At 36.8% G+C, this 14,501-nt stretch carries 13 protein-coding genes; 5 read left to right on the top strand and 8 right to left on the bottom strand.

The window, feature by feature from the left end:
- Window positions 1–35: 35 nt before the first annotated feature.
- From ALW18_00735 to ychF, 4 genes are all read right to left on the bottom strand, one after another.
- Window positions 36–1,886 (bottom strand): DNA topoisomerase IV, encoded by a 1,851-nt coding sequence (locus ALW18_00735; protein AOE51175.1) that lies wholly within the window; start codon window positions 1,884–1,886, stop codon window positions 36–38.
- A 125-nt stretch (window positions 1,887–2,011) separates the two neighbouring features.
- A complete protein-coding gene (locus tag ALW18_00730) occupies window positions 2,012–2,995 on the bottom strand; it encodes a hypothetical protein (protein AOE51174.1) in 984 nt (327 codons plus the stop codon).
- A gap of 332 nt (window positions 2,996–3,327) precedes the next feature.
- Window positions 3,328–4,011 (bottom strand): urease-associated protein, encoded by a 684-nt coding sequence (locus ALW18_00725; GenBank protein AOE51173.1) that lies wholly within the window; start codon window positions 4,009–4,011, stop codon window positions 3,328–3,330.
- A 332-nt stretch (window positions 4,012–4,343) separates the two neighbouring features.
- Entirely contained in the window at window positions 4,344–5,438 is a 1,095-nt protein-coding gene (gene ychF / locus ALW18_00720) for a GTP-binding protein (GenBank protein ID AOE51172.1), read from the bottom strand.
- A gap of 255 nt (window positions 5,439–5,693) precedes the next feature.
- Here ychF and ALW18_00715 point away from each other — a divergent pair, with 255 nt between their 5' ends.
- A complete protein-coding gene (locus tag ALW18_00715) occupies window positions 5,694–6,221 on the top strand; it encodes a hypothetical protein (protein AOE51171.1) in 528 nt (175 codons plus the stop codon).
- Window positions 6,222–6,284: 63 nt separating this feature from the next.
- Here ALW18_00715 and ALW18_00710 read toward each other — a convergent pair whose 3' ends face one another.
- The gene (locus tag ALW18_00710; GenBank protein AOE51170.1) at window positions 6,285–6,638 is read right to left on the bottom strand and encodes a ferredoxin; all 354 of its coding nucleotides are present in this window, start codon (window positions 6,636–6,638) and stop codon (window positions 6,285–6,287) included.
- A gap of 75 nt (window positions 6,639–6,713) precedes the next feature.
- On the opposite strand from ALW18_00710, the gene ALW18_00705 reads away from it, so the two are divergent.
- From ALW18_00705 to ALW18_00690, 4 genes are all read left to right on the top strand, one after another.
- A complete protein-coding gene (locus ALW18_00705; GenBank protein AOE51169.1) occupies window positions 6,714–7,772 on the top strand; it encodes an acyl-CoA reductase in 1,059 nt (352 codons plus the stop codon).
- A gap of 78 nt (window positions 7,773–7,850) precedes the next feature.
- Window positions 7,851–8,921, top strand: a complete 1,071-nt coding sequence (locus ALW18_00700) for an MFS transporter (protein AOE51168.1) — start codon at window positions 7,851–7,853, stop codon at window positions 8,919–8,921.
- A gap of 106 nt (window positions 8,922–9,027) precedes the next feature.
- Window positions 9,028–9,993 carry a 3-phosphoglycerate dehydrogenase gene (locus ALW18_00695; protein ID AOE51167.1) on the top strand — a complete coding sequence of 322 codons (966 nt, stop codon included), beginning with the start codon at window positions 9,028–9,030 and terminating at the stop codon, window positions 9,991–9,993.
- 81 nt (window positions 9,994–10,074) lie between these two features.
- Window positions 10,075–10,845, top strand: a complete 771-nt coding sequence (locus ALW18_00690; GenBank protein ID AOE51166.1) for a hypothetical protein — start codon at window positions 10,075–10,077, stop codon at window positions 10,843–10,845.
- Window positions 10,846–11,031: 186 nt separating this feature from the next.
- On the opposite strand, the gene ALW18_00685 is transcribed toward ALW18_00690, so the two are convergent.
- From ALW18_00685 to ALW18_00675, 3 genes are all read right to left on the bottom strand, one after another.
- Window positions 11,032–11,652, bottom strand: a complete 621-nt coding sequence (locus tag ALW18_00685) for a translation factor Sua5 (GenBank protein AOE51165.1) — start codon at window positions 11,650–11,652, stop codon at window positions 11,032–11,034.
- A gap of 237 nt (window positions 11,653–11,889) precedes the next feature.
- The gene (locus ALW18_00680; GenBank protein ID AOE51164.1) at window positions 11,890–12,411 is read right to left on the bottom strand and encodes a hypothetical protein; all 522 of its coding nucleotides are present in this window, start codon (window positions 12,409–12,411) and stop codon (window positions 11,890–11,892) included.
- 6 nt (window positions 12,412–12,417) lie between these two features.
- Window positions 12,418–14,490: a hypothetical protein gene (locus tag ALW18_00675; protein AOE51163.1), complete on the bottom strand. Its 2,073-nt coding sequence runs from the start codon at window positions 14,488–14,490 to the stop codon at window positions 12,418–12,420.
- Window positions 14,491–14,501 lie beyond the last annotated feature (11 nt).

The raw sequence follows: 14,501 nt of genomic DNA, 5'->3' as shown, positions 1-14,501 counted from the left end.
GTACAGATGTAGTTGTGGCAAGCCTCTACATCTATCTACTCCACTGCATCAAGTTCCACCTTAAGGTTATTGATGATAAACTCCTGCCTGTCCGGTGTGTTTTTACCCATATAGAACTCTAATAAAGTTTCTATCGGTGTAGCTTTATCCATCAAAACAGGGTCAAGACGAATATCCTGCCCAATAAAGTGCTTGAATTCGTCGGGGGATATCTCTCCCAAACCTTTAAATCGTGTTATTTCCGGTTTCCCCTTCAGTTTCTCTATAGCATTTCTGCGCTCATCATCAGAGTAACAGTATATGGTTTCCTTTTTATTTCTGACACGGAAAAGTGGCGTCTGTAAAATATAAAGGTGGTTTTCTTTTATAAGTTCCGGGAAAAACTGCAGAAAGAAAGTTATAAGCAGCAAGCGGATGTGCATACCGTCAACGTCGGCATCGGTAGCAATTACGATGTTGTTGTAACGCAGGTTCTCCATTTCCTCTTCAATGTCAAGTGCAGCCTGTAACAGGTTAAACTCTTCATTCTCGTATACGATTTTTTTACTCATACCGTACGAGTTAAGCGGCTTACCCCTAAGACTAAAAACAGCCTGGGTATTTACATCCCTCGATTTGGTGATAGAACCTGAAGCTGAATCTCCCTCGGTAATAAAAAGTGTGCTTTCTAAACTTCTTGGATTTTTAGCATCGGTAAGGTGTACACGGCAATCACGTAGTTTCTTATTGTGAAGCGATGCTTTTTTAGCCCTGTCTCTTGCAAGCTTACGGATTCCCGAAAGTTCTTTACGCTCACGTTCTGCCTGTAAGATCTTTTTAAGCAATGCTTCTGCAACATCCGGATTACGGTGTAAAAAGTTATCAAGCTTATTCTTGATAAAATCATTTACAAACGTACGTACCGTTGGCGCTTCAGGTCCCATATCGGTAGATCCCAACTTCGTTTTAGTTTGCGACTCAAAAACCGGCTCTTCAACTTTAACGCTTATCGCACTTACGATTGATTTGCGTATATCAGACGCTTCAAAGTTCTTATTGTAAAACTCTTTGATAGTCCTTACAATTGCTTCACGGAAAGCACCTAAATGCGTACCACCCTGTGTAGTATTCTGTCCGTTAACGAATGAGTAATACTCTTCGCTGTATTGGGTTCTACTGTGGGTCATGGCAATTTCGATATCCTCATCCTTTAAATGGATAATTGGATAGATCCTGTCGTCTTCACTTATGGTTTCAGCAAGAAGGTCTTTAAGTCCGTCTTCGCTAAAATATTTTTCACCGTTGTAAATTATTGTAAGACCTGTGTTCAGGTAACAATAATTTTTAAGCATCTTAATGATGTACTCGTTACGGTATTTGTAGTTTTTAAATATGGCTTCATCAGCAGTAAAGATTACTTTCGTTCCTTTACGTTTGCTTGTTTCCACCTGATCTTCTTCAAGTGTTAACTCTCCGGCAGAGAATTCAGCAGCTTTAAGTATACCATCCCTAACCGATTCTACACGGAAATAGTTAGAAAGAGCATTAACCGCTTTTGTACCAACACCATTAAGACCTACTGATTTTTTAAATGCTTTTGAGTCGTATTTACCACCCGTATTCATTTTAGATACAACATCTACCACCTTGCCTAATGGAATACCACGGCCAAAGTCGCGCACACTTACGGTTTTATCTTTAAGGGTAACTTCGATAGTTTTACCGGTACCCATAACGAACTCATCAATTGAGTTATCAATAACCTCTTTTATAAGGATGTAGATACCATCATCGGGAGAGGACCCATCGCCCAGCTTACCGATATACATACCCGGACGCATACGGATATGTTCTTTCCAGTCGAGTGAACGGATGTTATCTTCAGTGTACTGATTCTGCTCCAGCATAAAGTTTTATGGATTTTCTGCTAATGTACCATTTCTGTACAAAAAATGAAAGCCGGATTGCAGAAACTTATTAAAAAGCATTGCAAAATCCGGCTTATTTTTAGAGCAAACTGCCTGTTTTAGGTTTATGCCTTATTTATCTTATAAGCTGCAACCGATTTCTGATTAATATAAACGGTAAGCGTACCTACAGAATTATTGTTTAACGGAATTGAAAATGCTGCCACATTACCACTCTCAACAGGGTTAACTTCTTTAAAAACCCTATCCTTACTAAACGCATAATGTACTTTATCTCCCGGTTGTAAGTTTTTAATCTTAAATGAAACAGCTCCCGAAGATGAAGTAGTAAGAACTCCTGCATCAGGAGTTAAAAACTCATAACCACCCATAAGGCAGTTGCCATAATATAAGGGCAGATTGGCAAATTCTTTTTCTGTCCTGTTGGTCATCAGCCATTTTTTATCATCGGGAAAATGGTTCAGGAAAAAGGTATCCGGATCGCTGAAGAAGTACTTTTCGTTGAATTTAAAAACGAATTCAGGTTTTGCTCCGGTCATCGTTCCGGCACCCCAGGTAGCATCCAAAAGCTTCCACTCCCCATCTATCTTAACGGCGTTCCAGGCATGGTCGCTTGCTCCCGGTGCTTTACCAATATGCATTGGGTGTGATTTGGAAGTACCCGGAATTATCACACTCTCAAGCCCAAGCTCATCAGCTACTACGGTATATAATGTTGCATATCCCTGACAAACTCCTTTTTTAGATTTTAAGGTCTTTTGAGCCAGTTCAGTCTTCAAAGCTTTCTGCTTGGCAATTTTTTCTTCCTGAGTTTTAAATGAGTATGCAACAGGCTTTTCGTTAACGCCGTAGGCTGCATAATCGTATTTTACATTGGTAGCAATCCATGTAAAAATAGCACGGGCTTTTTCATCATCACGTTTAAAATCCTTTCTGATTTGTGTGGCTAATTTATCGGGTGTAGCAAAGGATTTTGGATATCCTTTTACAGTGGCATCTACTTTTGCATAGTCCTGGGCATTCGCCGAAAAACCAAGGAACAAAAACAGCAAAAGAAATGTATTGGATGTTTTAGTTATGTTTCTCATACCTTAAGAAAGGCAAAAAGAGTGCCAAACTTAGTTAAACAACGTGACGTAAATAATTGAAATAAAAACATACAGTAGAGGCAATAAATTTATTATCAAAAAAAATAATGGATATCTAATCTTTTTGTAAATCATTTGTTTCAACATAAAAAGCGAATTTATAAACGAAAAAACAATTGCCAGTATAGCGGACAAAAACAAGGTAATATTTAACACTGCAAAATAATCGTGATAATGAAATCGTACATAATCATGAATACTCGAAGCCGTAATACATATAATTAAGAAAAATGGCGGAACCAACCAGTTCCTTTTTGGATTATCTATAAAAATCATTGATAATGATAAAAAATTCCTTTGTCATAAACTGTCCACAAGGCAGCTTTTTGATGACCAGCCTTTAAGCAGTTATTCGCCCAAGTATTACAAGTATAAAACAGGCTGTATTTGCCTTTACCTTCATAGAAAGCATCATACTGCCCGTAACTTTGGTTAGGTATCCATTGCACATTGTTGTTGGCATCTAACAAAAAGCTATCCTCAATATATTTTACCATATCCTTATAATCATCTTTGCTGATTGTAACTTTTACACACTCAGCATCTTCTTTCACAACATTGTAAAAACGCGTATGCATTGCCGATGTTCCTAAATAAAAAGCCGCCTTTGCCGCTGTACTGGCTTTCAGGTCGCTCCATTCCGGTGTATCAAGATAAAAACCTTTATCACCCCAGCCGAAAGCGACATACTTCATTATACTATCTTTAGATTTTGTCTGATCGAAGCGGATGGAGGTCGTCCAGTCTTTTACATCATTGTTTAGCGGAACAAGTATATCGGTATGCACTCCATTGGAGTTAATATAAATAGTAACGTCATCGCTTTTTTCCGGACTGGAATTTATCGGTATATGCGATGTGATAAAAACTACCAGTACATAGACCACTACAAAAGCAAGTATACCGAGTATAAACCTGCCTGTAAATTTTAATACCTGTTTCAGTTTTTTGTTCATACGTTACGATCTAATCTTTTTATACCTTTTTCCCAGCCTAACTTGTTAAACTTAATTATTCTTATGAATTGCGCACGTGTTGGGTAATCAAAATACAACTCAACTGCCCTTCCTTAATTAATCATTACACAATATCATAGTAAATAAAACCAATCCCTTTAAAAAAAAAATTCATAAGAATATACTTTGTAAATCCATAACTAAAAAGCTGATAGAATTATTATGTGTTGTAATAAAAATGCTAAAATATTATATTTTAGCATACACTTCAAAATTAAAAAAGCCTGTCAGATAAATTCTAACAGGCTCATAATTTGTATTTCGTAATTAAATTACACGTTAAATCTAAAGTGCATTACATCACCATCTTTAACGATATATTCTTTTCCTTCAACTTTAAGTTTACCGGCTTCTTTCACTTTAGCTTCCGTACCATACGTTACATAGTCATCATACCCTATAACCTCTGCACGGATAAATCCTTTCTCAAAGTCTGTATGAATAACACCTGCAGCCTGTGGTGCTGTATCTCCAATATTAATAGTCCAGGCTCTTACCTCTTTAACACCTGCCGTAAAGTACGTTTGAAGGTTTAATAATTTATAAGCCGACCTGATCAATGAAGATGATCCAGGCTCTGTAAGCCCAAGGTCTTCAAGGAACATTTTACGCTCTTCATAGGTTTCAAGCTCTGTAATATCAGCCTCTGTACCTACAGCAAGGAACATAACCTGTGCATTCTCATCCTTTACAAGTTCACGAACCTGTTCAACATATTTATTACCGGTAGCTGCAGAACCTTCGTCTACGTTACAAACATAAAGTACCGGTTTTGTAGTGATAAGCTGAAAATCTTCAAGAAGTATAGCTTCATCGTTATTTTTAGGTTCAACAGTTCTTGCCGATTTTGCCTGTAATAAAGCTTCTCTTATTCTTTCCAATAACGCTTCTTCAACCTGTGCTTCTTTATTTCCTGTCTTAGCAGCTCTTTTTACTTTCTCTAAACGTTTTTCAACAGTTTCAAGATCTTTAAGCTGAAGCTCTATATCTATAGTTTCCTTGTCACGAATAGGGTTTACGCTACCGTCAACGTGAATAATATTGTCATTATCAAAACATCTAAGCACATGGATAATAGCATTACACTCCCTGATGTTACCCAGAAACTGGTTACCAAGCCCTTCACCTTTACTTGCTCCTTTTACAAGTCCTGCAATGTCTACGATATCTACTGTTGCAGGCTGTACACGCTCAGGATTAACAAGTTCTTCCAGCTTTTCAAGCCTTGGATCCGGTACGTTTACTACACCGATGTTAGGCTCTATAGTACAAAACGGGAAGTTAGCGCTTTGTGCTTTAGCGTTAGACAAACAATTAAAAAGTGTCGATTTACCTACGTTTGGCAATCCTACTATACCTGCTTTCATGAATTGGCTTTTTTTGAGGGTGCAAATATAGGGTTTTGATTTTGAGTTACAAAGTAGCTGAGTAGCAAAGTCAAAAAGTGGTCCAATGAAGTATTATATAGTTGTAAGCAATACACCAACAGACTTTAAAAACTTTGAAACTTTGCCGCTTTGCCACTCAACTCTTTTTTACCAATACTTTATGTTTTTATACATACTTGTTTAACAATCAGACTATAACTTTGTTAGTGAATAAAACCTAAAAACAAAAAAGTCATGAAAACTATTGCAGCAGTTATAATGCTATCGTTAAGCTTATCGCTTAGCGCGCAGGTAAACAAAAATGTTACGAAAGAGACAAAAACAACTAAAGTAACAGTAAACGATGGTGCAAACCCAAAATCGGTTACTAAAACTGAAACGAGAAATGCTTCACAGGATATAGAGCTAAAAGACGCTGACTCTAAAAAATTGAATAAAGATGTTCAGCCTACACCAGTTCAGGTAACAGCAACAACATCTGTTTCAGGAGATGGTGTTCCGACTCAAATAAATCAGACAAGCTTTTACACAATGAATGGACAACGTTACCAGTTTGTAACTGATGCTAACGGCTATAAAATAGCATCGCCAACCAATGTGAATCATGGCACGTTAAGAAAAACGTCTAACAATAATTACATCTATACGACTGGAACTACAACCTCTGTAGGCTATTTTGACGGAAAAGGGAACTTTGTTGTAGAAACCTATGATAAAAGTTCAGATGGAGTTACGGTAGAAACGTATACCAAGAATCCATAAGAATATTCAATTGCTATGAAAACAAAAAATCCTGAAGTTAACTTCAGGATTTTTTTATTGTTATTATTCGTCGCTGTGCAGGAATGACTGTCTGTTAAGAAGCGTCTCTTCGCTTTCCACATGGTTATCATCGGGAACGCAGCAATCCACAGGGCATACAGCAGCACACTGTGGTTCGTCATGGAAACCTTTACATTCGGTACATTTATCGGGTACGATATAATAGATGTCGTCAGATACCGGTGTACGCGGTTCGTCAGCATCAACTTCTTCTCCACTAGGGAGCACTATCCTTCCACGAAGGCTTGTACCGTCTTTATATCTCCAGTCATCGGCTCCTTCATATATAGCCGTATTTGGGCACTCAGGTTCGCAAGCCCCACAGTTAATACATTCGTCTGTTATAATGATTGCCATAGCGTATTCGTATCTTAGTATTTAATCGTAAATTTGCAACAAAATTACGAGCAAATCCATTCATACGCAAACATAATGACGTTAACGAAAAGAAAAAACGCTTTTATTGAGCTTGGAAAGTTTTTAAGCCAGTTTCATCTGGATAACAGCCAGCAAAAAGACAATATAGTACACAACAGCCCTTTCTATGAAAATATGCTTGCACTTGCAAGCCTTTCAAGATCGCATAATGGCTGGTACACAGAGGACCAGGTGTTTTTTGCATTGGAATCCTGGGCAGAAGCCTTAACTCCTGAAAACCTTGATAACTGGCTGGAAAATTATAACCTGGAAGAAGTTCAGCCGAAAACTGTGGGACTGGTGCTTGCAGGAAATATTCCGCTCGTTGGTTTTCATGATTTCTTATCTGTACTGATAACAGGACATAAAGCCTTAATAAAAACGTCGAGTAACGATCAGCACCTCCTGCCCTTTTTAGCAAAATACCTGATTGCTGTTGAGCCCGAGTTTGCAGAGTCTGTTATATTCACAGAAGGCAAGCTTCAGGATTTTGATGCTGTTATTGCTACAGGAAGCAACAATACTGCCCGCTATTTTGAATATTATTTTAAAGATAAGCCATCTATAATTCGTAAGAATAGAAACTCTGCCGCTATACTTACAGGTAACGAATCACGTGAAAACCTAATAGGATTAGGTGAAGACATCTTTCGCTATTTTGGTTTAGGATGCCGTAATGTTTCTAAGTTATTTGTTCCGGAAGGCTATGATTTTAAAAATTTCTTTGAAGCAATTTACGAGTACAGGGATGTAATTCATTACGACAAGTACGCGAACAATTACGACTATAATAAAGCCGTGTTCCTGATGAGTAATTTTAAGCTTCTGGATAACGAATTTCTTACCATAAAAGAAGATAAGGGGTATGCCTCGCCAATTTCTAGCGTATTTTATGAATATTACGACAATTTAGATGCTCTTAAAGAAAAACTGGCAACAGAACATGAACAGCTTCAATGTGTTGTGAGCAATAATTTAACGGAAGACAGTATTCCCTTCGGGAACACGCAAAAACCAACTCTGTTAGATTACGCAGATAATATTGACACTCTTGCATTTTTATCAAAAATATAGCCGTTTTTTTTATATTATTATTAGTTGTTATTCGGCGCATTATTAGGAAATTTGCATTTCCAAAATTCATCTCATTCAATGAAAAAACATAATTTCAGCGCAGGGCCATCTATCCTGCCACAGGAAGTTTTCGAAAAAGCCGCACAGGCTGTAATAAATTTCAACAATTCAGGACTTTCCCTTCTTGAAATTTCCCACCGAAGCAAAGATTTCGTAGCCGTTATGGACGAAGCCCGTGTTCTTGTTTTAGAGCTTATGGGACTTACAGGAAAAGGTTACCAGGCGTTGTTCCTTTCGGGAGGTGCAAGCCTTGAGTTCGTAAGGGTACCTTATAACTTAATGACTCAACATGGTAAAGCTGCTTACCTGGATACAGGAACGTGGGCAGCCGCAGCTATTAAAGAAGCAAGGCAGTTTGGTGATACACTAATCGTTGGTTCTTCTAAAGCTGACAACTATTCTTATATCCCTAAAGATTATACTGTTCCTGCAGATGCAGATTATTTTCACTGCACAAGCAACAATACCATCTATGGTACGCAAATGCAAAGTTTCCCTGAAGTTAGCGTTCCCGTTGTATGTGATATGAGTTCGGATATATTTTCCCGTCAGCTTGATTTCTCTAAGTTCGATCTTATATATGCCGGAGCGCAGAAAAATATGGGACCTGCAGGTACTACTCTAATTGTTATTAAAGAAGATATTCTTGGGAAAACAGGAAGACAGATTCCTTCTATACTTGATTATAAACAGCATATCGATAAAGAGAGTATGTATAACACTCCCTCTGTGTTCGCTATATATACTTCTTACCTTACGCTTCAATGGCTTAAGAACAATGGAGGTATTGCTGAAATGGAAAAGAAAAATAACGCCAAAGCAGCCCTTCTTTATACTGAGATAGACCGCAATCCGTTATTTAAAGGTACTGCCAATACAGAAGACCGTTCTAAAATGAATGTAACCTTCCTTCTAAATGATGAGGCACATGCCGATGCGTTTGATAAACTTTGGAAATCTAAAGGTATTAGCGGATTACCGGGCCACCGTTCTGTAGGTGGATACCGAGCATCTATTTATAATGCTATGCCGATAGAAAGCGTTCAGGTATTAGTAAATGCGATGCAGGAACTGGAAAAAAGTATATAGTAAAGCAATCGCAATTGGCAGTAGCTCTACTCCTGCCGAAATGAGATTCTCTAAATATCCGATTGAATTTTCAATTTTTCAATCTTTAAATTTTTAAATAAATAAAATGAAAGTATTAGCAAATGACGGTATATCTAAAAGCGGTGTAATTGCCCTTGAAGATGGCGGATTTGAAGTTATAACGACAAAAGTGGCACAGGAACAGGTTGCCAATTATATAAACACAAATAATGTTAGCGTATTATTGGTGCGTAGTGCTACTAAAGTACGTAAAGACATTATCGATGCCTGCCCGGGTCTTAAGATCATTGGCCGTGGTGGTGTTGGTATGGATAATATTGATGTAGAATATGCACGTGAAAAAGGTGTTCATGTAATAAATACACCTGCTTCCTCATCAGATTCTGTTGCAGAGCTTGTATTTGCACACCTTTTTAGCGGTGTACGTTTCCTTTATGATGCCAACCGCAATATGCCTCTTGAAGGCGACACAAACTTCGAAGGTCTTAAGAAAGCCTACACGAATGGAATCGAGCTTCGTGGTAAAACATTAGGTATTATAGGTTTTGGGCGTATTGGCCGTTCTGTTGCAAGAATTGCTTTAGGACTGGGTATGCGTGTTATTGCGTCAGATAAATTTGTTGGTAATGCAGAGATCAGGGTTGATTTCTACAACGGACAATTCATCAATGTGGATATCGTTACTGAACCAATGGAAGATATTTACAAACATGCCGACTTTATTACGCTTCACGTACCTGCACAGGAAGGCGGTTATGTTATTGGAAAAGCCGAGTTTGATGCCATGAAAGATGGTGTTGGTATTGTTAATGCGTCACGTGGTGGTGTAATTGATGAAGTTGCACTTGTTGATGCACTTGATTCAGGTAAAGTAGCATTCGCAGGTCTTGATGTTTTTGAAGAAGAGCCGAAACCTGCTATACAGGTACTGATGAATCCAAAAGTATCACTTACCCCGCATATCGGTGCTGCTACACTTGAAGCTCAGGACCGTATAGGTACCGAACTTGCAGAGCAGATCATCAGCTTGCTAAAAACTGAGAATTCTTAATTAAGTATATTATATCAAATTACAATCCTACGCCCGTAAACGTAGGATTTTTTGTGCTATTCCCTTCCAAATTTACCAATAATGATCAAACAGGTTTTACGTCAGGATATATTCAGATCGAAGAAATTTATTACATCCATAATCAACGAATTTCAAGGTGATATGAAAGATTGGCAAAATTTTGAATTTGAAAGTGATGAAGATAAAGAGGATTATAATTCATTATTTGACATACTCGAGATTCCTTTTGAAAAATTTTCATATCATCACAAGCCAATTGGCTTTGATCATGACGATTTGAGTACATTTACCTTAATACTATCAGAAAAAATAATAACATTACTTACAACATTAGACATTAGTGAACTTTACATTGTTTCCCATTTCAAGATGGAGCTACTAGGTGCTAGAAAAAATAAATATAAGCCTCTTAAGGACTCTGTAGCTCGTTTTGAAAAGCTAGCCGGTATTCCTAACACTAATGAATCTTTTGAAGTAGACTTAGAAGATTTACCACAATGTATTGAAACTTTTTTTTGGATAGAACGCTGTGATCCCAGTGGGCCTGAATACCTTTTTTTTTGCGACAAGCAAGATCGATTTGCATTTTACCTCTGTAAAGATGGAAATGTACATACATTATCTTCTGAGGCAAACTATCTTAACGATGATTTACTACTAAGTGAGGGATGGCACATTATAAAAGGAAAATGTTACGATTTATTTACGGATGATGGAGCTATTGAAGGAAGGAGACTTAGTTTTGAACATCCTTCTAACTTTATCTTTCACGCATTCTCAGAAAAAATTGCCAATGTAAAAAGATTTTTTAGCCGATTGTCCAATAAATAGTTAAATATATCGAGTTATAATTTAGGTCAGGCTATAGAAGGACGGCAAACTCCAAGATAATAAAGTATATTTCTTATTGTTTTTAAATGATGAATCATTTGTCATTCTAAATGCAATGTAATTGAGTGTAACAATCTAAAAATAAAAGATTACTTAGTCGTTTCTTCTAGTAGTGACATACGTAGTCTAAAAAACGTCAGGATCTCCTTTGCCTTCCCTTACAACTACAGGTTCATCACCTGAAAGATCTATGATTGTGGAGGCAACGTTATCGCCATATCCACCATCAATAACAGCATCAACACGGTTTTGCCATTTTTCAAAGATCAATTCAGGATCTGTGGAATATTCCAAAACCTCATCTTCGTCATAAATTGAAGTTGAAACAATTGGATTTCCCAATTGACGCACTATCTCTAACGTTATGTTGTTATCAGGCACACGGATACCTACGGTTGTCTTTTTCTTGAATTCTTTAGGGAGATTATTATTACCCGGCAAGATAAACGTATATGGTCCCGGAAGCGATCGCTTAAGTATCTTAAATGTTGACGTATCAATCTGCTTTACATAATCTGATATATTACTCAGGTCACTGCACACGAAAGAGAAGTTAGCCTTATCCAGCTTAATGCCCTTTATCTTGGCGATACGTTCCAACGCCTTACTATTAGTAATATCACAACCTAATCCATATACTGTATCGGTTGGATATATTATAAGCCCTCCATCGCGAAGTATCTTCACCACTTTGGCAATTTCCTTTTCGTTTGGGTTTTCGGGATATATTTTAATAAATTGAGACATGATGTAAATCTTTCAGGTATATATTTAAGGGTTAAAGTTAGCCATTCTGTATGAATAGTTACGTTAAAGCAAACATAAACGTTTTTATGGTGTTATCAATCAATCCAAAATATCCCTATGAATAGGGATATCTTTTCTCATAACTACTTTGTAGCTTTACAATAACTAAAATTACTACTAAGACAACAGGAGCGATATATATATATGATATCGCTCCTGTATTTTTATCACTATTTATCACCTTGTTTCATAGTGCCTTATATTCGTTTCTTCATCAATTTCATCCCTGTTATATTTCGTGCCCTTCCCAACCTGTTCAGAATGCAGCTCTTCATAATCTTTTGTATGTAAGGAATTGGGAACTACATTGATATCGAAAAAGAATGAGTGCACCTGCTCTTTTGTGTTGGTAGATATGGTTGTGTATACGGCAGTATATCCTGTGTTTTTAGAACTATCATAAACCATTACAATATCTGCAGAATTGCCTGGTGTTATACCATGCGATGGAAATTTTGCAATGGTACAGCCACAGGATGGCAATACGTTTTTTACAACCAATGGATTCTTTCCTGTATTGGTTAATTTTACTTTGATGTTCTGCTTTATCCCCTGCATTATTGGACTGTAATGACGAACAGGATCTTCCATTTTTAAAGTAGTAAGCTCTGTTGTGTCATTTAATTTTTTGCAATTAGTAAAGCATAGTAGTATTGGTAAAATCAATACTACCGTATACCTGTTTATTAATGTTTTCATGTGGTTTTATTTTTTAAAAAATATCTCATCGCACGCCATAGACTTATTCTTAAATTCCTCTGTTTTAAAAGTCTTTACTTCAATTATTTTATCTGATGGTTCTATCTCGACAGCTATCTTTACATGCTTCTTGCTTAATTTATTATCATCAGTTATTATAGCTGCCCCATATTTTTTTGACCCGATAATTATTTCAACCTTTTTAGGTGCGTAGATATTGTGTTGTACATCATGTAAAAAATCCATTTCTATCGTCTTAGCACCTCTTACATCATCTGCATCGAAACTAACCGAAATTGCCTCGTCGGTAAACAACATCCAATTGTTGTAATAATCACTAAAACCAATATCTCCATCAGTTAGTATTGAGGGGTTGTTATAATCATCGTCAGGCTTCGATAGTAACTTTACATCTTTGCCAAATGCAAGATTAGCGTAAGGCTGATTGATAATTTCGACATCCCATTCTTTACAGTAATCAGAGATCAAATACCCCATTTCATTATAGATTTTAATCCCTGTATCGCGTGATAGCTCTTTTAATCGGTTTAAAAGTGACTTCGCTTCGGGTATATTTACTAACGCGTTATTATCAGTCCTTAGTAGTTCCAGTTTAATAAAAGTCTGCGACAGCAATAAGGGTTTACTATCTTTCTTTTCATCATCCGATAGTGTTTCAGTCCTATTTAATAAAGCGTTGTAAAAGTTATTAAAACCCTCTGCTTTAAAATATTTTCTTTTAGATTCGGCCATGCCTCCATAAATATCGAGGGCTCTTTTAGAACTAAAGCTTTTATTCTCGATTCCTAAATAATAATCTGCCAACAAATCTGATGACCCAGGATATTTCGCTTTAAAGAAACGTACTATTTCCTGCTTTACATCAATATTAGGATTGCTCAGTAGCAATGCGTATATATAGCATTTGAGATCTGAAAAAGCCGAATACTCCCCTTCACTACCCTGCATAAAAACACCTTTTACACCAAGCTTCTCGTAATATTTTAAATTAGCCTGAGTAGAAAGCAACGTAGGATAGGCTTTAAAATAGTTATCGAAGTTCACAGCATAATCCCAGAGGTAAATAGTTTTAGTTACCTTTTTCCATTCGGAAAATATCTTTTCGATTTCTTCTTTCTTGTGCGATTTCTCCAAAACTATTCCCTTAGGAAATGCCATAGTGCTTATCATGATAGCAGTATTATTTTCCAACTTAAACTTAGGTGCATGTTGGGTCGTGATATACGCAGTACTTACAAACTGTTTATCAGGAAATTGTTTTGCCAGTTTATTTAACAGCGAGAATACGGTAGGACTGGCATTAGTTTTTGTGTTACCCGCAGCTTTACAACGATCGCAAAGGCAAACTACACTATTATCATTGGCCTGTATCATAAACTTCGAATAGTCCGGGTTTTCTTCTGTCTGCATTTTTACATAAGATACCAACGCATTTTCTAGTTCGGGACTCGTAAAACAAAACTGATCTTCGCAGGTTTTACCATTTATAACAGAAAACATTTTTGGTGAAGGAGTTACTGCTTTTGCAATGTTATGCCCCCATAATCCCCAAATATCTTCCATGGCTTGAGTGCCATACCATTGTCTAAACACCAAATCATAATTATCCGGAAAATATGGCTCTCTATATTCAAATGCTGTCGACTGGCGATAGGATAAATTCTTTGGTACGACAATTTCCTTTACTTCTTTGCCGACTATACCTTTACCTGAAATATAGAACAGGCCTGCATATTTTCTAAAAAAGTAATTGATACCATTTATAATATCTGAAGGATGTGCTCCTTCTATAGTTACTATGTTCTTCTTCGATACGATACTGAAATTGTCCTCGTTACCTCTACCGGATAATTTAAACCTTATTGTAATAAACCTGTCCGAAGAATCCGTATTCTCTTTAATAACAGTTCCTGTAGCTTTTTCAAACAAGTTATTAAAGTGATCTTTTACTGACTCAGAAATACCACCTTCTACAATTATGTTAGGTATAATCTCATTTTTTTTATATATAATAAGGTCAGTCTGCTGAGAATTGCAACTGAAACATAGGAGTATCATAATCAAGTTTA

It is taken from the genome of Flavobacterium psychrophilum (assembly GCA_001708385.1).
Classification (GTDB): domain Bacteria; phylum Bacteroidota; class Bacteroidia; order Flavobacteriales; family Flavobacteriaceae; genus Flavobacterium; species Flavobacterium psychrophilum_A.
Note: the sequence above shows the minus strand (reverse complement) of the source record. Positions and strands in the feature narration are given on the sequence as shown.

What these genes read in the sequence shown, in the direction of transcription:
- ALW18_00735 (AOE51175.1), bottom strand. Translation starts at nt 1,886, where the DNA reads ATGCTGGAGCAGAATCAGTACACTGAAGATAACATCCGTTCACTCGAC.
- ALW18_00730 (AOE51174.1), bottom strand. Translation starts at nt 2,995, where the DNA reads ATGAGAAACATAACTAAAACATCCAATACATTTCTTTTGCTGTTTTTG.
- ALW18_00725 (AOE51173.1), bottom strand. Translation starts at nt 4,011, where the DNA reads ATGAACAAAAAACTGAAACAGGTATTAAAATTTACAGGCAGGTTTATA.
- ychF (AOE51172.1), bottom strand. Translation starts at nt 5,438, where the DNA reads ATGAAAGCAGGTATAGTAGGATTGCCAAACGTAGGTAAATCGACACTT.
- ALW18_00715 (AOE51171.1), top strand. Translation starts at nt 5,694, where the DNA reads ATGAAAACTATTGCAGCAGTTATAATGCTATCGTTAAGCTTATCGCTT.
- ALW18_00710 (AOE51170.1), bottom strand. Translation starts at nt 6,638, where the DNA reads ATGGCAATCATTATAACAGACGAATGTATTAACTGTGGGGCTTGCGAA.
- ALW18_00705 (AOE51169.1), top strand. Translation starts at nt 6,714, where the DNA reads ATGACGTTAACGAAAAGAAAAAACGCTTTTATTGAGCTTGGAAAGTTT.
- ALW18_00700 (AOE51168.1), top strand. Translation starts at nt 7,851, where the DNA reads ATGAAAAAACATAATTTCAGCGCAGGGCCATCTATCCTGCCACAGGAA.
- ALW18_00695 (AOE51167.1), top strand. Translation starts at nt 9,028, where the DNA reads ATGAAAGTATTAGCAAATGACGGTATATCTAAAAGCGGTGTAATTGCC.
- ALW18_00690 (AOE51166.1), top strand. Translation starts at nt 10,075, where the DNA reads ATGATCAAACAGGTTTTACGTCAGGATATATTCAGATCGAAGAAATTT.
- ALW18_00685 (AOE51165.1), bottom strand. Translation starts at nt 11,652, where the DNA reads ATGTCTCAATTTATTAAAATATATCCCGAAAACCCAAACGAAAAGGAA.
- ALW18_00680 (AOE51164.1), bottom strand. Translation starts at nt 12,411, where the DNA reads ATGAAAACATTAATAAACAGGTATACGGTAGTATTGATTTTACCAATA.
- ALW18_00675 (AOE51163.1), bottom strand. Translation starts at nt 14,490, where the DNA reads ATGATACTCCTATGTTTCAGTTGCAATTCTCAGCAGACTGACCTTATT.